23 protein-coding genes and 1 tRNA gene are annotated in these 19,953 nt (G+C 63.5%); 6 read left to right on the top strand and 18 right to left on the bottom strand.

Going from position 1 to position 19,953, the window contains the following annotated elements; genetic code table 11:
- Positions 1–17: 17 nt before the first annotated feature.
- From K728_RS0102965 to K728_RS0102940, 6 genes are read right to left on the bottom strand one after another with little or no spacing between them, the layout of a single operon-like run.
- Complete coding sequence (locus tag K728_RS0102965; RefSeq protein ID WP_024475791.1) at positions 18–908, bottom strand: prenyltransferase; 891 nt, start codon at positions 906–908, stop codon at positions 18–20.
- On the bottom strand, positions 905–1,285 hold the full coding sequence (locus K728_RS0102960) for a lycopene cyclase domain-containing protein (RefSeq protein WP_024475790.1): 381 nt from the start codon (positions 1,283–1,285) through the stop codon (positions 905–907). The genes K728_RS0102965 and K728_RS0102960 overlap by 4 nt, the downstream gene beginning before the upstream one ends.
- Positions 1,285–1,614, bottom strand: coding sequence for a lycopene cyclase domain-containing protein (locus K728_RS0102955; RefSeq protein ID WP_024475789.1), 330 nt, complete (start codon positions 1,612–1,614; stop codon positions 1,285–1,287). The genes K728_RS0102960 and K728_RS0102955 overlap by 1 nt, the downstream gene beginning before the upstream one ends.
- Positions 1,611–3,269 carry a phytoene desaturase family protein gene (gene crtI / locus K728_RS0102950; protein ID WP_051317593.1) on the bottom strand — a complete coding sequence of 553 codons (1,659 nt, stop codon included), beginning with the start codon at positions 3,267–3,269 and terminating at the stop codon, positions 1,611–1,613. The genes K728_RS0102955 and crtI overlap by 4 nt, the downstream gene beginning before the upstream one ends.
- A gap of 19 nt (positions 3,270–3,288) precedes the next feature.
- Positions 3,289–4,182 carry a phytoene/squalene synthase family protein gene (locus tag K728_RS0102945; protein ID WP_024475787.1) on the bottom strand — a complete coding sequence of 298 codons (894 nt, stop codon included), beginning with the start codon at positions 4,180–4,182 and terminating at the stop codon, positions 3,289–3,291.
- 6 nt (positions 4,183–4,188) lie between these two features.
- Positions 4,189–5,268: a polyprenyl synthetase family protein gene (locus tag K728_RS0102940; RefSeq protein WP_443110910.1), complete on the bottom strand. Its 1,080-nt coding sequence runs from the start codon at positions 5,266–5,268 to the stop codon at positions 4,189–4,191.
- A 50-nt stretch (positions 5,269–5,318) separates the two neighbouring features.
- On the opposite strand from K728_RS0102940, the gene idi reads away from it, so the two are divergent.
- Positions 5,319–5,867 (top strand): isopentenyl-diphosphate Delta-isomerase, encoded by a 549-nt coding sequence (gene idi, locus K728_RS0102935; protein ID WP_024475785.1) that lies wholly within the window; start codon positions 5,319–5,321, stop codon positions 5,865–5,867.
- On the opposite strand, the gene K728_RS0102930 is transcribed toward idi, so the two are convergent.
- A complete protein-coding gene (locus K728_RS0102930) occupies positions 5,852–6,610 on the bottom strand; it encodes a glycosyltransferase family 2 protein (protein ID WP_024475784.1) in 759 nt (252 codons plus the stop codon). The genes idi and K728_RS0102930 overlap by 16 nt on opposite strands.
- A 693-nt stretch (positions 6,611–7,303) precedes the next feature.
- Here K728_RS0102930 and K728_RS0102920 point away from each other — a divergent pair.
- The gene (locus K728_RS0102920) at positions 7,304–8,506 is read left to right on the top strand and encodes an acetyl-CoA C-acetyltransferase (RefSeq protein WP_019481476.1); all 1,203 of its coding nucleotides are present in this window, start codon (positions 7,304–7,306) and stop codon (positions 8,504–8,506) included.
- A 62-nt stretch (positions 8,507–8,568) separates the two neighbouring features.
- On the opposite strand, the gene rplL is transcribed toward K728_RS0102920, so the two are convergent.
- The 8 genes from rplL to K728_RS0102880 all read right to left on the bottom strand — a co-directional run bounded on the left by rplL (position 8,569) and on the right by K728_RS0102880 (position 14,030).
- On the bottom strand, positions 8,569–8,949 hold the full coding sequence (gene rplL / locus K728_RS0102915) for a 50S ribosomal protein L7/L12 (protein WP_019481475.1): 381 nt from the start codon (positions 8,947–8,949) through the stop codon (positions 8,569–8,571).
- 78 nt (positions 8,950–9,027) lie between these two features.
- Entirely contained in the window at positions 9,028–9,636 is a 609-nt protein-coding gene (rplJ, locus tag K728_RS0102910) for a 50S ribosomal protein L10 (protein ID WP_019481474.1), read from the bottom strand.
- A gap of 428 nt (positions 9,637–10,064) precedes the next feature.
- On the bottom strand, positions 10,065–11,156 hold the full coding sequence (locus K728_RS0102905; protein ID WP_019481473.1) for a GNAT family N-acetyltransferase: 1,092 nt from the start codon (positions 11,154–11,156) through the stop codon (positions 10,065–10,067).
- Positions 11,157–11,305: 149 nt separating this feature from the next.
- Positions 11,306–12,013, bottom strand: coding sequence for a 50S ribosomal protein L1 (gene rplA / locus K728_RS0102900; RefSeq protein ID WP_019481472.1), 708 nt, complete (start codon positions 12,011–12,013; stop codon positions 11,306–11,308).
- Positions 12,014–12,165: 152 nt separating this feature from the next.
- Positions 12,166–12,597, bottom strand: coding sequence for a 50S ribosomal protein L11 (rplK, locus tag K728_RS0102895; protein WP_024475782.1), 432 nt, complete (start codon positions 12,595–12,597; stop codon positions 12,166–12,168).
- A 122-nt stretch (positions 12,598–12,719) separates the two neighbouring features.
- Entirely contained in the window at positions 12,720–13,574 is an 855-nt protein-coding gene (gene nusG / locus K728_RS0102890) for a transcription termination/antitermination protein NusG (RefSeq protein WP_019481470.1), read from the bottom strand.
- Between the two features lie 59 nt (positions 13,575–13,633).
- Positions 13,634–13,891, bottom strand: a complete 258-nt coding sequence (gene secE, locus K728_RS0102885; protein ID WP_019481469.1) for a preprotein translocase subunit SecE — start codon at positions 13,889–13,891, stop codon at positions 13,634–13,636.
- 66 nt (positions 13,892–13,957) lie between these two features.
- Positions 13,958–14,030: transfer RNA gene (locus K728_RS0102880), tRNA-Trp, on the bottom strand.
- 248 nt (positions 14,031–14,278) lie between these two features.
- Here K728_RS0102880 and K728_RS0102875 point away from each other — a divergent pair.
- On the top strand, positions 14,279–15,526 hold the full coding sequence (locus K728_RS0102875) for a pyridoxal phosphate-dependent aminotransferase (RefSeq protein ID WP_019481468.1): 1,248 nt from the start codon (positions 14,279–14,281) through the stop codon (positions 15,524–15,526).
- Positions 15,527–15,579: 53 nt separating this feature from the next.
- Here the strand turns inward: K728_RS0102875 and K728_RS0102870 are convergent, their stop codons facing one another.
- Both K728_RS0102870 and K728_RS0102865 read right to left on the bottom strand, forming a co-directional pair.
- Complete coding sequence (locus K728_RS0102870) at positions 15,580–16,239, bottom strand: LuxR C-terminal-related transcriptional regulator (RefSeq protein WP_019481467.1); 660 nt, start codon at positions 16,237–16,239, stop codon at positions 15,580–15,582.
- The gene (locus K728_RS0102865; protein ID WP_024475780.1) at positions 16,236–17,549 is read right to left on the bottom strand and encodes an ATP-binding protein; all 1,314 of its coding nucleotides are present in this window, start codon (positions 17,547–17,549) and stop codon (positions 16,236–16,238) included. Before K728_RS0102865 ends, K728_RS0102870 begins: the two co-directional genes overlap by 4 nt.
- Positions 17,550–17,758: 209 nt before the next feature.
- Here K728_RS0102865 and K728_RS18250 point away from each other — a divergent pair, with 209 nt between their 5' ends.
- The 3 genes from K728_RS18250 to K728_RS0102850 are packed head-to-tail and all read left to right on the top strand — an operon-like array spanning position 17,759 to position 19,645.
- A complete protein-coding gene (locus K728_RS18250) occupies positions 17,759–19,147 on the top strand; it encodes a PspC domain-containing protein (RefSeq protein WP_024475779.1) in 1,389 nt (462 codons plus the stop codon).
- Complete coding sequence (locus tag K728_RS0102855; RefSeq protein WP_019481464.1) at positions 19,144–19,377, top strand: hypothetical protein; 234 nt, start codon at positions 19,144–19,146, stop codon at positions 19,375–19,377. Before K728_RS18250 ends, K728_RS0102855 begins: the two co-directional genes overlap by 4 nt.
- Positions 19,378–19,402: 25 nt before the next feature.
- On the top strand, positions 19,403–19,645 hold the full coding sequence (locus K728_RS0102850; RefSeq protein ID WP_019481463.1) for a PspC domain-containing protein: 243 nt from the start codon (positions 19,403–19,405) through the stop codon (positions 19,643–19,645).
- Between the two features lie 62 nt (positions 19,646–19,707).
- Here the strand turns inward: K728_RS0102850 and K728_RS18245 are convergent.
- Positions 19,708–19,953 (bottom strand): HNH endonuclease (locus K728_RS18245; RefSeq protein ID WP_035746924.1); only part of this gene is annotated, 246 nt, incomplete at its 5' end.

The following is a 19,953-nucleotide window of genomic DNA, read 5'->3' as shown; positions in this document are numbered from 1 at the left end:
GGTATACGTCATCCGGGTCAGCCTGCCTGGGTCACCCAGATCAGGAGCATGGTCACCAGGAATCCGGTGAGGAAGTTCAGCCTGAGGAAGCGCCGCCATCCGCGGTTGGCGGTTTCGCAGTGCTCATCGCTGAGGTTGGCGTACGGCAGGATACTGAGGATGTAGGGCAGGGCCAGCAGCCCACCCAGCGTCGCCGGCCACGGCGCGAGCAGCATCAGCAGTCCGCTCAGCAGGTAGGCGACGACGGCGAACCGTACGACGGCTCGTGCCCCCAGGACCGTTGCGATCGAGGCAATGCCGCCTTCGCGGTCGGCCTGGATGTCTTGGACGGCGCCAAACGCCTGACTGGCGATTCCCCACAGGAAGAACGCCCCAAGTACTGCCCAGAGGCCGATGTCGAAGGTAGCGCCTGCAAGCACGAGCCCAAACACTGCGGGGCTGACGAAGTGGGTACTGGAGGTAACCGAGTCGAGGAAGGGTCGCTCCTTGAACCGGAGCCCCGGCGCGCTGTACGCGACCACCGCGAACACGCTCACCGCGAGCACCAGCGCAGACAAAGGGTTGCCCAGCAGCAGCAGGGCCACCAGGAACGGGACGTTCGTCAGCACTGCGGCCCACAGGGTGACCCGGTGGAAGCGGCGGTCCAGGACGGCACCCTCCACCCCACCCTTGCGGGGGTTCCGGAGATCCGACTCGTAGTCGAAGACGTCGTTGATGCCGTACATGGCCAGGTTGTAGGGGATGAGGAAGTACAGCGTCCCGAGCACGAAGGCCAGATCGATGGACCCGGTGGTGAGGAAGTACGCGGCCGCAAAGGGGAAGGCTGTGTTCACCCAGGAGACGGGGCGTGAGGACAGTAGCAACATTTTCGTTGTCCCGGAGAGGCCGGTCCCAGCCTGGGCGCTCATGGACGGGTCCGTTCAACCGGCACCGTAGTGGCCGACGGCGTGAAGATGGTCCACAGCGCTGGCAGGAGCACCACTGCCGCCAGTGGGTAGGCGAAGTCCTCGAGGGGCGCGACTCCCACAAACACGCCGGAAATCCAATCGGGGTTGTAGCCGAAGAATCCCAGCTGGATCATCAGGTTGTCGAAGACGGCTGTGAGGATGAGCAGGATGACCGCCGACAGTCCGACCGCCCGCCAGGACAGCCTGGCCGCAGTTGTGTGAGCCGCCAGCGATCCGGTAGCTGCAGCTCCCGCACGACGGCGGGAAACCACCTCCGCCACGATAGCGATGATCGCAACGGGGATCAGGAAGATGGCGTTGAGGGTCCAGTAGGTCACTAAGCCACCCGCGCCCGTGTCTCGATGGTCCGTTTCATGAGCAGGTAGAGGTTCATCGCCATCCAGCAAAGGAAGGCCAGGAAGAACAGCTCCTCCAGGGGAAGTTCGGGTGCCAGCATGACGCCGATCATGAACTCGGAGTCACCCTTGTAGAAGATGTCCGATCCAATGCCGCCGAGGTCCCAGGCCAGGAAAAACGCCACCCCCAGGGCCAGGACCAGTCCTGCGCGGCGCGGCGCTGCCCAGAAGAACAACCCGTACCGGTAATCCATCAGGGCCGCACACGCCAGTCCGCCCAGCAGGGAGACCAGGTACAGGGCACTGATCATTGCCGGACCGTACCCTTGTCGACTTCCGAACCGACCGCTGCGCCGCTGCCTGGGGCAACCAGTGGCTCGGCCAGCGGCCCGGTGCTGGTGTCGGAGCGCAGCCGTTTGATCAGCAGTTCGGCGCTGATCAAACACATGGGAATGCCGATCCCCGGGATGGTCGAGCTGCCCGCATAGTAGAGGCCCTCCACCTTGCGGCTCTTGTTGCGGCCCCTGAAAAACGCGCTCTGCTTCAGCACGTGCGCCGGGCCCAGCGAGGTGCCTTGCCAGGCGTTGAAGTCCCCCACGAAGTCCTGCGGTCCGTAGGTCCGCCGCACCACAATCCGGTCGGCGAGGTCAGGGATGTTCGCCCAGTTGCTGATCTGGTCGATCACCGTGTCGGCGAGGTTCTCGATGCGCTGGTCCCCCGCACCGTCGATCCCGCCGGCACCCAGCCCCGGATCAGCCGGCAGCGGGACCAGGACAAACACGTTTTCGTGACCCTGGGGGGCCACCCCGGGGTCGGTGGCGCTGGGCCGGCACACGTACAGCGACGCCGGGGTCGGCACTGAGGTGGTCTTGCCGAAGATCCGGGAGAAGTTGTCTTCCCAGTCCGCGGTGAACAGAAGTGTGTGGTGTTCCAGTTCGGGCAACTGCCCCTTGACTCCCAGGTACAGGAGCAGGGCGCTGGGCCCTGCGGTCCGCCCGGACCAGTACTTCTCCGGGTAGGTCTGGTCGGCGGGCTGCAGAAGCTGCGTCTCGGCGTGGTGCAGATCGTTGGCGGCGACCACCGTGTCAGCGGGGGTGGTGTGCTCGGTGCCGTCGGCCGACACCCAGCGGACGCCGGTCACCCGGGCCTTTTGGGACCGGCCATCGCCGGGCAGGGTGAGGATCTGTTCCACCCGGGCGCCGGTGATGACCTCGACGTTCCTCGATCGGGCCTGGGAGTCGATGGCCTCGGTCAGCCGGGTGAAACCGCCCATCGGGTACAGGACGCCGTCGTCGAGATCCAGGTGGCTCATCAGGTGGTACATGCTGGGGGCTTCGAACGGGGATGTGCCCAGGAAGACCGCCGGGTAGCCGAGGATCTGTCGCAACCGGTTATCGGTCACCGTTGCGGCAGCGAGCTTGGACAGCGGTTGCAGGAGCAGGCGCACCAGCTTCGGGACACGGCTGAGCACATCGGGGCGGAGCAGGGGCAGGAAGGACTGGAAGGTGGTGTAGAGGAACCGGCGGGTGGCCATGGTGTACGTTTCGCCGGCCGAATCCAGGTACTTTTCCAGGGCTTCCCCCGCACCGGGTTCGACGTCGTTGAATAGCTTGACGACGTCGGCCCGCTCAGCGGGAACGTTGATGGGCTCGGTGTGCCCCTCGGAATACACCCGGTACCCCGGATCCAGTTTGACCAGTTCCAGGTGGTCGGCCGCGCTGGTGCCGAGGAGCCTGAAGAAATGGTCGATCACCTCGGGCATGAGGTACCAGGACGGCCCGGTGTCGAACCTGAACCCGTCGCTCTCCCATAGCCCGGCGCGGCCCCCGGTGGCTGCCTGCTTTTCGAGCACGGTGACGGTGTGCCCCTCCTCAGCGAGCAGCGCGGCCGACGCGAGGCCGGCGATCCCGCCGCCAATGACTACTACGTTCCGGCGTGGGCCGTTCAGGGGTGCGTGCGCGTTCATGGCAGCCTTCCGGTGGTCATCAGGGTGTTTCATCAGGCTGCGGGACACGGCCCGCCAGTGCCTGGGCGGCGATCCGGAGTTTCACGGGATTGGGAACCCGGACCCGTGAGGTGAGGAGCTCCTCGGCGGGAGTCCTGCGCAGCCGCAGGGACAGTTCGGTGAAAAGTCCCTGGGCTAGGGCGACGGCGCGGCGGCTGGAACCCGGCAGGTCGCGGAGGGCGTCGGCCGAGACGGCGAGATCCGCGGCAATGTCATCGAGCAGCCGGTGTTTGTCGGCTTCCCCAAAATTGCCGGGCCTGATCCCCGGGAAGTAGCTGCGCCCCAGGGCCTCGAAGTCGTCGGCGAGGTCACGCAGGAAGTTGATCTTCTGGAAGGCAGCTCCCAGCCGGCGGGATCCGTCGACCAGCTTGCGTTCCTGGTCGGCGCTGCGCGGGCTGGCTTCCTGGTAGAGGAAACACTTCAGGCACATGAGCCCCACTACTTCGGCCGACCCGTAGACGTACTCGTCGAACGATTCGGCGGTGTGCTCGGTCCGCTCCAGGTCAGCGCGCATCGAGGCGAAGAAGGGCCTGGTCAGGTCCGCGGCGATTCCGGTTTCCCTGGCGGTGTTGGCAAAGGCGTGCACAACCGGGTTGGCGCTGTATCCCACGGCCATGGCCCGTTCGGTTTCCTGCTCCAGGTCGTCAAGCACCGCGCGCGTCTGATCGAGGCTGAGCCCGGCGGCGGCTGCAGCGCCGTCCACCACTTCATCGGCGACCCGGACCAGGGCATAGACAGTCTCAACGTGCTGGCGGACGTCGCCGCCGAGGAGCCGTGATGCCAGCCCAAACGAGGTGGAGTAGGACCTGATCACCACCGCCGAGGTTCGGTGAGTCACATCGGTGTAGAAGGCAAGAGCATCGCGTGGCTGCATGAGAAGCTACCGCACCCTCGCCAGGACGGCAGTGGCCACGGGGCTCAGACCCTGGCGCAGTTCGGCAGGGATATGGCCGGCCTCCAGATGGACCTGCGCCCGCTGCGCATATTCGGTCGCCAGAGCCACCGCATGATCCAGGGCCCCGCAGGTCCGCAGAACGCCGCGGATCTTTTCGGCCCCGGCAGCTGAAAGCTCGGACGATCCGATCAGTGAGGAAACCTCTTCCCACTCGGCCCGCTGGGCAACGTAGGAGATCAGTGCTGTCCGTTTGCCCTCCCGCAGGTCTCCCCAGGTGGTCTTGCCGGTGGTTTTCTCGTCACCGAAGACCCCGAGAATATCGTCGGCAACCTGGTAGGCGATCCCCACATCCCTGCCGAAGTCACCGAGCGAATCGATGATGGTTTCATCAGCGCCAGCCAGGACAGCGCCGGCTTTGAGCGGGCTCTCGAAGGAATAGACCGCCGTCTTCAGGCGCGCCATCTGAAGGGTGTCCTCGGACGACGTCGTGTTGGACGTTGAGGCGTCGACGTCGAGTAGCTCCCCTGCTGCTGAGGCGAACACTGCGTCGTCCAGGAGCCAGCCGAGCCGTTCCCGGGTGGCGGGGTCGGTGCGGACGCCGTCAAGGAGGCGGTGCGCGCTGGAGAGGGCCAGGTCCCCGGCAATGACCCCCATGGAGAGCCCACGGTGCGCTGCGTCGTCGGGCGCGAGACCGGCGTTTTCCGCGAGCTGACGGTATGTGCCCGAAACGTTGGGGATTCCCCGCCTGACGAAGTCGCGGTCGATGACGTCGTCGTGAACGATCAGGGCTGTGTGGAGCATTTCGAAGGACGCCGCCACCATGGCCGCGGTGGCGCGGTCGGTTCCCGCCAGGCAATCGTAGGCTGTCATGACCATGCGCGGCCGGAATCGTTTACCACCGGCTGCGCAGTTCTCGAGGGTTTCCCACAGGTGGTGATAGGTGGGTCCAAGGGTCGCGGCACGGGCCTTCGAGCGGGCGAAGCTCTTGGCGAGGACACTTTCCACCTGCTCCAAGCCGCGGGAGTCAACCAGCAAGGTTTCCATGTCCATAGGTAAAGTAAACACTGACCCCACATTTTTATGCTAAACGACTCAGGTCAGAGAGCGGTCAGACAGTGTTTGTAGCAGAAGGCAGTCCCCGCTCCAGTGCGGAACTTGTCGTCCTGGTGGACGACGACGGCACCCCCATCGGGACGCAGGAGAAGTCCGAGGTGCACCACACGTCAACTCCGCTGCACCTCGCCTTTTCCACCCATGTCTTCGACGCCGACGGCCGGATTCTCGTTACCCGCCGGGCGCTCTCCAAACGCACGTGGCCGGGCGTCTGGACCAATTCGTTCTGCGGGCATCCCGGTCCGGGAGAGTCCACGGTGGATGCGATTGCGCGGCGTGCCGACTATGAGCTGGGAATCACCGTCACTGACCTGACCCCCGCCCTGCCGGACTTCAGGTACCGGGCAGTGGACTTTTCGGGAGTGGTGGAGAACGAGATTTGCCCCGTCTACACCGCCCGTTGCAGCGGGCAGCTTTCCCCGCGGGCATCGGAGGTCTGCCAGTGGGAGTGGGTCGAACCCCGCCAGCTCGTGGAAGCGGTCCGTCTCACCCCCTGGGCCTTCAGCCCCTGGCTGACGCTCCAGCTTCCGCGGCTCTACCCCGCTGAGTGATACCGCCGTCGGGTAGCCGGCCTTAGCTGATTGGCCCAGCGCTCCCACGGTGGTGCGATGCTCCAGTGCAATGCAATGGTGTGAAAAGCACGGGTGACACGACGCCGCAGGTCGGCTCCCCCCACCAGCGCACGAGGTGAGATCCCGACCCGCAAGGAAAAGTCACACGCCGTCCGGTGGCCGGGATCCAGCGCAAACGCGAGGTCGACGTCGTCGTGCACCTCGGGATCGGTTGAATGCACCCGGGACTGCACCGCCTCCCACACCTCGGTGCGTATCGCCATGTTGGAACCGAACAGCGGCCAGCGCGCCATCGCCGCGCCCATGGAGAGGAAATAGGCCCGCATGTACAGCAAATCTGCTGTGGCGGCCCGCAGCCGGGATACACCGTAGAACTGGCCGGGCCCGGTCAGCGCCGCGAGCCCGACGTCGTCGGCGAAGCGGGCGGCAATCTTCTCCAGCCAGTCGTCGGAGGGCACTGAATCGGCGTCGCACCGCACGATGACAGCGCCCTTGGCCTGGTTGTAGCCGGCAGCGGCAGCCGCGCCAATGCCCACCCGGGGCTCGGTGACCACCAGCGCACCGTGGGCCTCAGCGATCGCGACCGTGAGGTCGGTGGAGCCGTTGTCGACAACGAGCACCTCCAGCGGCTGATAGGTCTGGGCGGCGAGGGCGTCAAGGCAAACCGAGAGGAGCTCGCCGTCGTTCCGGCACGGAATGACCACTGAGAGCGTAGGGAGCATGCCTTTGATACTAGGGTGTTTTACATGATCGACGATTTACTTCGACCTCCGGCAACCCCCTGGGCGGTGATGGCTGACGCGGTCCGCGGGGCCGCTCTGCTCAGCGTCATTGTCGTGCTGCTCTGGTGGGGGCCGGTCGAGTTTGCGGTACTTTTCCTGGTGCTCGGTGGAGTCCTCGTGTCGAGAATGGTCCGGGTTGATCCGAGGATCGATACCGTCTACGGTCTCGCTCTGCTGGTGGCCGCGTGGAGCGCCGTAGTGGATCTGTACGAGCTGATCTCCTGGTGGGATCTTGTCATCCACACGCTCGCCACAGCGGCAATCGCGCCCATCGCCTACCTGCTGCTGTTGCGGATGCGGTACGTGCCTCGGCCCGAGCCGACCCGACGGGCCGGAACGGGAGTCGCGATCATCACCCTCGCGCTCGGTCTGGGCCTCAGTGTGGTGTGGGAGTTTGCCGAGTGGGCTGGAAACGAGTACATCACCAAGGAGATCAATGTGGGCTATGAAGACACGCTGGCCGACATGGCTGCCGGCGGNCGGTGCCGGCTCCCTGTCGGCCGGGGTGGTCCTCGCTTCCTCGTTGTCACGACACCGGCACTCCATTTCAGTTAATGCTCACTAGCTGAGCTGGGGAGGAGGGAGTAGCCTTGTCTGCAACTGCTTCAAAGACGAAAGTGAGCGTTCCCCTCGATGAACACTGCAGAAAAGTCACCCGCCGACGTCGTTATTGTCGGAGGTGCCCGGACCCCTCAGGGCCGCCTGAACGGCCAGTTGTCCTCCTTTACCGCTGTTGATCTGGGAGCCCTGGCGGTTGCCGGTGCGCTGGACAAGGCGGGGGTCGACGCCGGCACGGTGGGGGCCGTCATCATGGGCCACGTCATCCAGGCGGGCTGCGGCCAGAATCCTGCACGGCAGACCGCATTGAAAGCAGGGATCGGCTGGGATGTCCCAACGGTCACCATCAACAAGGTCTGCCTCTCCGGCCTGACGGCTGTCATCGACGCAGCCCGACTAATCCGCAGCGGGGAGGCGACAGTGGTGGTTGCCGGGGGCCAGGAATCCATGACCCGTGGGCCCCACCTGCTGCCGGGATCCCGCCAGGGCTGGACGTACGGCAACATTCAGGCGATCGACTCGGTGGCCAACGACGGACTCACCGACGCGTTCGACAACGAGTCGATGGGCGCCTCTACCGAGCGCGGCAACACCGGCCTGGGCATCAATCGGGACGAGCAGGACGCCGTCGCCGCCGCTTCACATCAGCGCGCTGCGGCGGCAATGGAATCCGGTGTGTTCGACGTCGAAATTGTGCCGGTTTCGGTCCCCCAGCGAAAGGGTGACCCGGTGGTCCTGAGCCGGGATGAGGGGATTCGCCCGACGACGACAGTCGAGTCCCTCGCAGGGCTGCGGCCAGCGTTTGATCAAGCCGGCACCATCACAGCAGGTAATTCGTCACCACTGTCAGACGGTGCAGCAGCGCTTGTCCTGACAACGCGGGCTTACGCCGAGGAAAATTCGCTCACCGTCCTCGCGGTGGTGGGGCAGCCTGGCCAGGTGGCCGGACCCGACAACTCGTTGCACTCGCAGCCATCGCGGGCGATTGAGCAGGCTTTGGGGCGCGCTGGCTGGCAAACCTCGGAGCTGGACTTCGTGGAAATCAACGAGGCCTTTGGCTCGGTGGCGTGCCAGTCCCTCAAGGATCTGGACTACCCCTTGGAGAAGACCAACATCCACGGTGGGGCCATTGCGTTGGGGCACCCCATCGGTGCCTCGGGCGCCCGCCTGGCCCTGCATGCTGCGCACGAGCTCGCCCGTCGGGGTACCGGCAAGGCGGCCGTTTCATTGTGCGGCGGCGGCGGGCAGGGAGAAGCCCTGCTCCTCTACCGCGACTGAGCCGTGACATGAAAAAACCCCTGACTCCATGAGTCAGGGGTTTTTTCGTAAACCAGAAAAGACTACTTCAGGGTTACCGTCGCGCCAGCGGCCTCGAGGGATTCCTTGGCCTTCTCGGCAGCTTCCTTGGTTGCGCCTTCCAGCACAGCCTTCGGGGCGCTGTCGACAACGTCCTTGGCTTCCTTCAGACCCAGGGAAGTCAGTGCGCGTACTTCCTTGATCACTGCGATCTTCTTGTCGCCTGCTGCTTCGAGGATAACGTCGAAGGAATCCTTCTCCTCTTCAGCAGCTTCGCCTGCGCCGCCACCGGCGGGGCCTGCAACTGCAACTGCAGCTGCGGTGACGTCGAAGGTCTCTTCGAACAGCGTAACGAACTCGGAGAGTTCGATAATGGTCAGTTCCTTGAAAGCTTCAATGAGCTCTTCGTTGGTGAGCTTCGCCATGGCGAGAGCCTTCCTTCCTATAGTGGTGCCTGGCATCGGGTTCGACGCTCGGTACCGGAGTTTGGTGGATGAAGAAAATTACTTCTCTTCAGGCGCTGCGGCAGCTTCGGGAGCGGCCTCTGACTCGGCTGCTGCTGGTGCAGCTGCTTCCTCTGCAGCAGGAGCGTCGGCGGCTGGCGTCTCTGCTGCTGCAGGCGCTCCACTTTCCTCCTCTTGCTTGATGCGCAATGCATCAATGGTGCGGGCGAGTGCTGCCATGGGTGCTTGCAGCACTCCGGCAACGCGGGCCAGCTGAAGTTCACGCGACTCGAGAGCAGCGAGAGCCTTTACACCGGCGGCGTCAAGGGCTCGGCCCTCGAAAACACCAGTCTTGATGATGAGCTGTGGGTTGGACTTCGCGAAATCCGTCAGGCTCTTTGCCGCTGCAATAGCGTCACCCTTGATGAAGGCGATTGCAGTGGGTCCGGCGAGCTGGCTATCGAACGCGTCGATGCCGGCTTCCTTGGCTGCAATGCCCGTCAGGGTGTTTTTGACGACAGCGTACTTGGTGTCCTGGCCGAGTGAACGGCGCAGTTCCTTGAGCTGTGCAACGGTGAGCCCGCGGTATTCGGTTAGGACTGCAGCATTTGAGTCTTTGAAATCAGTGACGATTTCCTCAACTGCGCTTACCTTGATTGCGGTTGCCATAACCCTCCTTCCGGGGAATTGATGCCGGCTTTTACTGCCCCAATAAAAAACGCCCCGCGCAGATGCACGGGGCTTCGGTACATCGGCTTTACCGTGTGTACTGAGGAGCTTCGTTCACCTGCGCTGGCCGCCCTTGACGGGAACCTTCAGACACATGCCCCGGCCCGCAAACCACAGGAAACCTGTGGATAAAGGGTGGGGTACGCATCGACCGACGGTCTTTGGTTCTTCAAGGGTACGTCACCGGTCAGAGGGTAACCAAATCCTGGCCCCTCGCGGAGTTTCCGCCCCGGTCTGGGACGCGGGATGGCCAGCCCTCTCACGGAAAAGTGGCCCACCCGCAGGACAACGGTCGGGCCACCACTTTTCCGCAGGCCAGCCACTTTCCTGCGCCGCCGGACGCGGGGCAGCCACTTTTGTCCTTAGCGTCAACCCTTCTTTTGCCAGGCGGCGGTGTACCCCGCGGGCACGAAACCCAGTTCCACGTTCACCGCGAGCATGTGCGCATTTTCCTCGGCGTTCCAGGTGTAGACCCGCTGCGCCTCGGGCCAGACGGAGGGTGCGGACAGCAAATTCGCTGCCTTCAACCACATACCGAGTCGATGCCCTCGATGGTTACGCAACACCAGGGTGTCGTCCTGGGACACCACTTCCGGCTTCTCCGGCTGGTACTCCAGGATGGTGTGGCCTGCGAGCAGTCCGGTAGGACAATGCCGGACCGCCCGGACCAGCGAATGGCCACCGGAGCGAAGCAGGCGGTCTTCGCCCTCCCTGATCCGTGCGGCATCCCAGACTTCCTCTTCCCAGTCCAGATCCCCCATCGGCACGTCCGTGCTCATCGTCTGGCGCAGCAGGGCGTATTGCTCCACGAGGTCTTCGGGGCAGCGGTCCCGCCACTGCACCAGCTCGTAATCCTGACCTGCTGTCTTCTGGGCGGTCCGGGCCAGCGCGTCGGCCCGCGGAAGTGACCTGTCCAGGAGCAAGACGCTACACCGATCGATCTGCGCCAGCTGGAACCCGTTACGGAGGGCAAGCGCCGTCGTCGCACAGTGCCGCGGGAAGGCTCCCGCACCCGTCGCCGGGACCAGCACGTTGACTGGACTGGCATCGAATCCGGCGGGCTCGTCGGTCCAGGCCATGATGATCGTTCTGCCGATCTCCCGCGCGTGATCTTCCAGGGCACGGTAGAGCCGCGCGCCGATGCCCTGTCTGCGGTAGTCAGGATGGACTGCGACGAAGACGTAGCACGTGCCAAGGTTATCGATGAGGGGAATGTCGATGACGGCTTTCCCGACGACGACGACGCCGTCGCGCGCCACGAACATCACACGTTCCTCGTAGTCGTTCGGCTGTGAGGACTCGTACCGCGCCTGTGGACTGTAGTAGTGGTCGTCGTTGCCCCAGAGGACCCGCTCAACCAGGTTGCTTAACTCAGCTGCCGCGACGAAGTCGGCTCCGCCGGCATGGTCGAGCGACGCCGGTCGGGTAAGGACTTCAATGGTGGTGGCAGTGGTTTTCATATCGGAAGTCTAACCGAGTGATTGAGAACTGCCAATCACTAATTCCAAACCGACTGAAATCGACGGTTAAACGACGAAGGGACGCAGCGTTATGCTGCGTCCCTTCGGCTGTCTAGCTCAGAAACTGTGCCCGACGGCGTTCGAACTGCCTAGGCGTCGGCCAGAACCTTGGTGACGCTTGGGTCAACGGTGATGCCTGGACCGAAGGTAGTGGATACCGTGGCCTTCTGGATGTAGCGACCCTTGGAAGCTGAAGGCTTCAAACGAAGCACCTCTTCCAGAGCGACCGCGTAGTTCTCGGCGAGCTTCTGCACATCGAACGACACTTTGCCGATGATGAAGTGCAGGTTGGAGTGCTTGTCGACGCGGAAGTCGATCTTGCCACCCTTGATGTCTGTAACAGCCTTCGTGACGTCGGCGGTTACGGTGCCGGTCTTCGGGTTTGGCATCAGGTTACGGGGACCCAGCACCTTACCCAGACGGCCAACCTTTCCCATGAGGTCAGGGGTGGCGACGGCGGCGTCGAAATCGACCCAGCCGGCTGCAACCTTCTCGATCATGTCGTCGGAACCAACGAAGTCGGCGCCTGCAGCAATTGCCGCTTCTGCCTTTTCGCCCGTCGCGAAGACCAGGACGCGCTTGGTCTTGCCGGTGCCGTGCGGGAGGTTGACCGTGCCGCGGACCATCTGGTCAGCCTTGCGAGGGTCAACACCCAACCGGAACGCTACCTCGACGGTGGCGTCGAAGGTTGAGGGGTTGGTTTCCTTGGCCAGAACTACTGCCTCGAGCGGGGCGTACTGCTTGTCTGCCTCGATCTTGGCTTCGGCCGCCTTATATGCTTTGCTGCGCTTTGCCATCTGCTTTTTCTCCTTATGCAGTTGTGGTCTGCGGACCGCGCGGGCCCTGCCACACTCCGACGCTCGATTCCGCCAAGTTGGCGGTTCTCGCGTCTACGTTTTCTTTGTGAGGTGCACGGTGAATCGCTTCGCCGAGCGGTGGGTGAAAGGCTTTAGCCTTCTACCGTGATACCCATTGAGCGGGCGGTACCGGCGATGATCTTGGCTGCTGCCTCGACATCGTTGGCGTTGAGGTCTTCCATTTTCATGGTGGCGATCTCGTTGACCTGGTCCTTGCTCAGCTTGGCAACCTTGACGGTGTGCGGCGTTGCGGAACCCTTGGCAACTCCGGCAGCCTTCTTGATGAGCTCGGCAGCTGGAGGGGTCTTGGTGATGAACGTGAATGAGCGATCCTCATACACGGTGATTTCAACGGGGATGACGTTTCCGCGCTGGGATTCTGTTGCAGCGTTGTACGCCTTGCAGAATTCCATGATGTTGACGCCGTGCTGGCCAAGTGCTGGACCAATGGGTGGTGCCGGGTTAGCGGCGCCCGCATTGATCTGCAACTTGATCAGGCCGGTGACCTTTTTCTTGGGGGCCATGAAGGGTCCTTCTTTCACATTACGTCCACAGGACAGGAGCGTCCCATGGGTTGTTGGTCACCATGGCGTGATGACCTACCGCACCACCTGGGCTAAGCCGGCCCGGGCGGTACGAAGCTTGATTACTGCAGCTTGGTGACCTGGCTGAACGAGAGCGTCACCGGGGTTTCGCGCTCGAAGATCGATACCAGAACAACCAGCTGCTGGGACTCCGGTTTGATCTCGGAAATTGTCGCCTGCAGGGTCTCGAATGGGCCCTCGTTGACCGTGACCGGCTCGCCTACTTCGAAGTTGACCGTCGCTGGGGTGAGCTGGTTCTTCGCTGGCTTGCCCGATTCAGGATCGGTGTGGACCACTGTGTGCTCGAGCATGGAGAACACTTCACCGAGGCTCAGTGGCACCGGGTTGTGGGCGTTACCCACAAAGCCGGTGACTCCCGGGGTGTGCCGGACGGCACCCCACGATGCGTCGGTGAGGTCCATGCGGACGAGCACGTAACCGGGAATACGGACCCGGTTGACGATTTTGCGGGTGGTGTTCTTGATCTCCACCACTTCCTCCATCGGCACCTGGATTTCGAAGATGTGCTCTTCCATGTCCAGGGTCTGGATACGAGTCTCGAGGTTCGCTTTCACGCGGTTCTCGTAACCCGCATAGGAGTGGATGACATACCAGTCACCCTCCTGCCGGCGGAGCTGCGCCTTGAAAAGTGCCACCGGATCTTCCGCCGGAGCGGCATCCTCGTCGGCGGCCGGCTCGGAATCATCGACGTCGGTTTCGACATCGGTGGATTCTGCGGTCTCGGTGGATTCTTCAGTTTCGCCTTCGAAAGGTTCCACTGGGGACTCGGTCTCGCCGTCGGCCGAGGCATCGCTGTCAGCCGGGGTCGCTTCGACTCCGGAATCAGCTACCTGATCCTCGTTCTCCAGATCATCCTCAACAGAAGTGATCTGCCGTTCGAGTTCTTGCTCGGACACCTAGCTGCCTGCTTTCTAAAATTCTTCAGCTTGTTTACTGCATTACCGCGCGGGTCTCGCTATGCGCCGCCGAAGACCCATACCGCAGCCGTCCCGAACAGGAAGTCCAGGGCGGTCACAATCAGCATCATGATGATCACGAAGACCATCACGGTGATGGTGTACCGCACGAGTTCCCTGCGGGTCGGTACAACTACCTTCTTGAGCTCAGAGACAACCTGCCGCACGAAGAGGATGATTCGGCCGAAGAAACCCCGCTTGGGAGTGTTCTTCTCGGAAGGGCCACCCTGGGGGCTGCCCGCAGCCGTTTCGGTCACCTTCAACCTCTTCCATTTGTGTCGGTTTCTGTAGTCCGTGAGGACTCTCTTGCTACGTCGAATGCGCAGGGCAGACAGGACTCGAACCTGCAACCTGCGGTTTTGGAGACCGCTGCGCTACCAATTGCGCCACTACCCTATGGATTGATTCCGCCGATCCGACTACGCTAACGCAGGCACGAACCATCATGGCGATTTCAACACCGAGGAATAAGTCTACGCAATGTCCGCCCCGGCGTCGAACCGGAAGACCCGGCGAACCGCCTGGACCGCTAGAAGTGCCCGAAAAAGGCTGAGTTGTGCGACAGTAACGTGGCCGGACGGCGTCTTCGGCCTAAGCTGGAATCACGTCACAGTCCACTGCACCACCAACTCTAAGGGAACACCATGACTGCCACCCCTGACGCCCAGACGCAGGACGCCCCGAACGAGCCACGACGGCGGATCTCGAAGCGAATTGCCGCCATCGCTGAATCGGCGACACTCGCCGTCGATGCCAAGGCGAAGGCGCTTAAGGCCGCCGGCCGTCCGGTAATTGGGTTTGGTGCTGGCGAACCCGATTTTCCTACACCCGACTACATTGTGGAAGCGGCGATCGACGCGGCACGGCAGCCCCGTTTCCACAGGTACTCGCCTGCAGGGGGGCTTCCCGAACTGAAGCAGGCCATCGCCGAGAAGACGCTGAGGGACTCGGGCTACACGGTTGATCCGGCCCAGGTGCTTGTCACCAACGGTGGCAAGCAGGCCGTCTATGAATCCTTCGCCACCTTGCTCGATCCCGGAGACGAGGTTCTGGTTCCCACACCGTTCTGGACCACCTACCCCGAGGCTATCCGGTTGGCTGGCGGCGTTCCGGTGGAGGTGTTTGCCGGACCCGAGCAGGGCTACCTGGTGACCGTCGACCAGTTGGAGGCTGCGCTGACCCCGCGCACCAAAATTCTGCTGTTTGTTTCCCCATCCAACCCCACCGGAGCGGTTTACAGCCCGGACCAGGTGAAGGAAATCGGCGATTGGGCTGCGGGGCATGACCTGTGGGTAGTTACCGACGAAATCTACGAGCACCTCACGTACGACGGCGTCCCGTTCACCTCCATTGCCACTGCGTCACCTGCAATTGGCGACCGAATGGTGATCCTCAACGGCGTCGCAAAGACCTACGCCATGACCGGCTGGCGGGTGGGCTGGATGATCGGGCCGAAGGACGTGGTGAAGGCCGCCACCAACCTGCAGTCCCATGCCACGTCCAATGTCTCGAACGTACCCCAGATGGCGGCCTTGGCCGCAGTGTCCGGCCCGTTGACAGCAGTTAACGAGATGAAGGTGGCGTTTGACCGACGGCGGATTGCGATGGTGGAGGGGCTGAACGCGATCGACGGCATCGAGTGCCCGGTCCCCAAAGGCGCCTTCTATGCCTACGCTGACGTTCGGTCTCTGCTGGGTCGCGAACTGGGAGGGATTCGGCCAGCGACCTCAGCTGAGCTGGCCGCGCTGATTCTGGACAAGGTCGAGGTGGCGGTGGTGCCGGGTGAAGCGTTCGGCCCCAGTGGGTACCTTCGGCTGTCCTATGCCTTGGGTGATGCTGACCTCGCCACCGGCGTCGGTCGCCTGCAGGAGTTCCTCGCCACGGCGCAGTAATTAACGACGGCGCAGTAGTTTGCACAGTGTCCTCCCGGCCAGCCGCCCGGGCGCTAGAGGAGCCGCCGTTCGGCGGCCCACCGGGTGAGTTCATGCCGGGAGGACAGCTGGAGCTTCCGTAGCACCGCCGATACGTGCGTTTCGACCGTCTTGATGGAGATGAACAGCTCCTTGGCGACCTCTTTGTAGCTGTAACCGCGGGCGATGAGGCGCATCACCTCGAGTTCGCGGGCCGAAAGCCGGTCCAGTTCGCTATCCACCGAGGCGACTGCCGCGGTGCCGAAGGCGTCAAGGACAAAACCGGCCAGCCGCGGCGAGAACACGGCGTCCCCGGAGGCAACCCTCAACACGGCGTCGGAAATCTCGGGGCCGGATATGGTCTTGGTGACATATCCCCTGGCACCGGCACGGATCACAGTCACCACGTCCTCTGCCGCGTCTGACACGCTCAGCGCCAGGAACCGCGTCCCCGCGAGCAGGCCAGTACAGCCCGCGATAACCTCGGCACCGCCGCCGCCGGAACCGCCCGGCAGGTGCACATCCAGGAGCACCACCTGCGGCCGGTGCTCGTGGATGGCAGCAATGGCTTCAGCTACTCCGGCGGCTTCTGCAAGAACTGTGATTCGGCTGTCGAGGTCGGCGCGAAGACCGGATCGGAAGATGGCGTGGTCATCAACCACGACCACCGTGATTGGCTGCTGGGGATCATTCACTGCGCACCGTCTGCTTCCTTTTCTGGCATCACCAGTTTAACCTCGGTGCCTTCCGAGTTACTGCGGATGGACACCTCACCTCCGTGTCGGTCCATCCGGCTATACAGGGAGACGCGGATCCCCATCCGATCCTCCGGAATGGTCTCCGGATCGAACCCGCTGCCCCGATCCCTGACGAAGATCGTCGATCCGGTCGGGCCGGCCTCCAGGTACACGGAAATGTTGCCCCCCGCGTGTTTCGCGGCGTTGAGCACCGCCTCGCGGGCTGCCTGCGCCAGAATCTCCTGCCGCGCGGAGAGTTCAGCGTCCCCCACAACCACTACGTCGATGGGAGTGCCGTAGCTATCCTCGATCTCGGCAGCGAGGGCGCGGATCCGCTCCGCCAGGTTTCCAGACTGCTGGGTGGCATCGGCGTACAGCCAGTTTCGCAACTCACGTTCCTGCGCTCGGGCCAGCCGGACCACATCCTGTTCGGAGCCCGCCCGGTTCTGGATCAGCGCGAGGGTCTGCAGCACCGAATCATGGAGGTGGGCGGCGATTTCGGCCCGTTCAGTTTCACTGGCCCGCCCCGATCTTTCGGTTTCAAGATCCCGCCAGAACTTCAGCCCCCACGGGGCCAACACCAGAAAGACCCCAGCCAGCACCGCTCCCGTGGCTATCAGTGTTGACCAGGTGAGCTCCCAGGAGATGGACCCGGAAACCATGATCAGCACTCCAACAGTCACCAACAGCAGGCCGGCTACCAGTCGGGCCAGGCCTCCGGCCTGCGATGCCCCGGCACGGTTCATCAGGCCAGCACGGCGTGTCTCGTCCAGTTGGGTCCAGGCCAGTACTGCCCCGGCCACCACCACACCGACCGGCAGCAGGGTGTCGAGCGGCAGGTTGGCGCCAAGCTGCTGGGCAATCGCCACTGCCGCCACCAGCAAAAGTGCAGTGCCGAGCAGGACTTCGCGTTTACCGATGAGGGATTGAGTGCTGCCGCGCGACCCAGCCGAGGGATCCGCCGTCGGGCTCACCATTGGGCTTGCGGAACTCCCTACGAAGCTGCTGGTGGCCCCACCGGCAGCCCCCTGGGACGTCGGGAAGGTGAGGCGGGGGCCCACTGGGGTGGGGGCCCGCCGGAGTTGTTCCTCCTGGGTGGGGACCAGCACCCACAACCAGCCATAGAGGAAGATCCCTGCCCCGCCGGCAAATGCCAGGCCCACCATGGCGATCCGTGCCACGTTGATCGTGATGCCGAGGTGGGCGGCAAGTCCCGCGCACACACCGGCGATCATCGCGTCGTTGGAGCGAAGCAGGGCTGGTCTCATGACCCAATCCAAACACGATCCCGGGCCGACTGGTGCGGGATTCAGGGAAAGTCAGGTGCCCCTCAGGGACAGGTCAGGGTAGCCCCCGATAGAAACTCTGTTCCCCTGCCGACAGGATTGAAGTATGAATTCGCATCAGGACCCGAACGACCACTCGGATAACCCTCCGATTGAAGCAACACCCGATCCCGTGGAGCCGGCTGCCGGACATGGTCAGGACTTCAGCCCCCGGGACCAGCCCGCAGGCGAGGCTCCTNCCCGCCGTCAACGGCATGCCTGACCCAGACAGCGCTCCCGGGGGGACGCCTCGGGCCGACACACCCCCAGCAGCCTCCACCAACTTCTTTGGCTGGCTTCGTGGCCTTGGCATCGTCAGGGGTCAGGACCGCTGGATCGGCGGGGTCGCCAGCGGTATCGCGGTCCGGACCGGCCTGGACCCGGTCCTCATCCGGGGCGGGTTTATCCTGCTGGCAATCTTCGGCGGCGTGGGAGTCCTGCTGTACGGCCTCGCGTGGGCGCTGCTGCCCGAACCAGACGGACGCATCCACCTCGAATCCGCGGCGCGGGGCAGCTGGACCTCAGGCATGACCGGCGCCCTGATCCTGACGGTTGTGGGAATCGGCCGCCCCAACTTTCCGTTCTTCGTCGACGACGGTGGTGGTGGTGCATTTTTCTGGACCATCTTCTGGATCGGCGCCGTTATCTTCGGGATTTATGTGGTGGTCACTATGTCGAACAAGAAGACGGACGCCCCAGGGACTGCAAGCGCGCCACCCGCCGGGGCCCACACCAGCTCGACTCACACTGTCGCCACCGACAAACCTGGCACGTCCCGACCGCCGGGCACCCTAACCCCACCACCTCTGTACAGTGAGCTGCCACCGCTCCCGGCTCCCAGGCAGAGACCGCCTGTGCCGCAGAAACCTCCGGTCCCCAAGCCGAGCGGCGCCGAATTGGCTCTCTATCTGGGTGGCGCACTCATCGCCGTCGGCGCCGTCCTGGTCCTCGACTACACCGGAATTTTCAGCCTGGGCAACTCAGCGATCCCGGTTGCGATCGCCGCTGGCCTGATCCTGCTCGGATTGGGCATCGTGACGCTGGGTCTCCGCGGCCGCACCTCAGGCTTCCTCGGCTTCATGGCTGCAGTCGGCATGGCGGCAGCAGTGGTGACCGGCTCAACCCTAGGCACGGGAGCTCTCACGATCGGCAGCAGTGCCGCCTGGAGTCCCACCACCGAGAGACCTGCCAGCGACGGATACACCGTGGTTGCGGGTCAGGGCACCGTTGATCTCAGCAACCTGGCCAACCTCGACGAAGATCTGGTGGTCCCAGTGAACAGCCTCGCAGGAAATGTGGGCATCCTGATTCCCGACGACGTCCCGGTTGAGGTGCGCTCCTCAATCGCTCTCGGAGCTCTCAGCACCGTGGATAACGGCCAGGAAGCGACGGCTGGCGGCATGTGGCATCCCGCGCAGATCGATTTGAACCAGGACGCCTCCGGACCGAGGATCATCCTCGAAATCCGCGGCGCCATGAGCCACACCACGGTGGCCGCCACCCAAACCGAACTTGAAAACGTAGGAGGCATCTCGCGATGAGCACCACTGGGTACACTGCCAAGAACGACGGCGGGAAATCAGTCCGCGCCGGCACCGTGGTCTGGGGGCTGATAGCGATCGCGGTGGGAATTCTGGTGCTGCTGTCTCAACTTGTTGACATCAACCTGGACACCGGTCTGGTGCTGATCGGTTTACTGGTCGGCACCGGGGTGGCCCTCGTGGTCGGCGGTCTGATCTCAATGACCGGCCGCAAATCCAACCACCACTGACTACCGAAACGGGTTAGCCTAAATCATGGACAAATTCTTCGATATTCTCCGTAAATCACCCATCAAGCGTGCCCCGGGCGGGTGGCTCGGCGGGATTGCTTCCGGCATCGCACTGCAGTTCAACTGGCCAGTCGCGTACGTCCGGATCGGCATCCTCCTGAGTTTCCTCCTGCCGTTCATCAGCATCCCGATGTACTTCGTGGCGTGGCTGCTCCTTCCCAAGACGGACGGCACCGTAGCGTTGCAGAAGATCATCGCCAGCCGGTAACGAACGCCGTAGTGAAGTAGGGGGCGCCCCGCAGCAGCGGGGTGCATCTAGGCAGACACTGCTCAGAATGGCGGTGGGGTTTCCGGCCGTGGTGCTGGTGGTGGGTCTGGTCGGGTGAGGTAGGTTTCGCCGAGTGGTGAGATCGCGATGATCGTCCCGGGGTCGGGTTGTTGGTAGTGCCAGTAGCCTTCGGTTTTGAACATGTGGTGACGTTTACACAGGGACGCCAGATTCCCGTAGGACGTTTTGCCGCCTTGGGACCAGGGGGTGGTGTGGTCGAGTTCGCAGAACACCGCCAACCGGTTACA

The sequence above is a fragment of the Arthrobacter sp. CAL618 genome, assembly GCF_000468215.1.
Classification (GTDB): Bacteria; Actinomycetota; Actinomycetes; order Actinomycetales; family Micrococcaceae; genus Arthrobacter_D.
The sequence above is the reverse complement of the archived record's forward strand: the minus strand, read 5'-3'. Positions and strand labels throughout refer to the sequence as shown.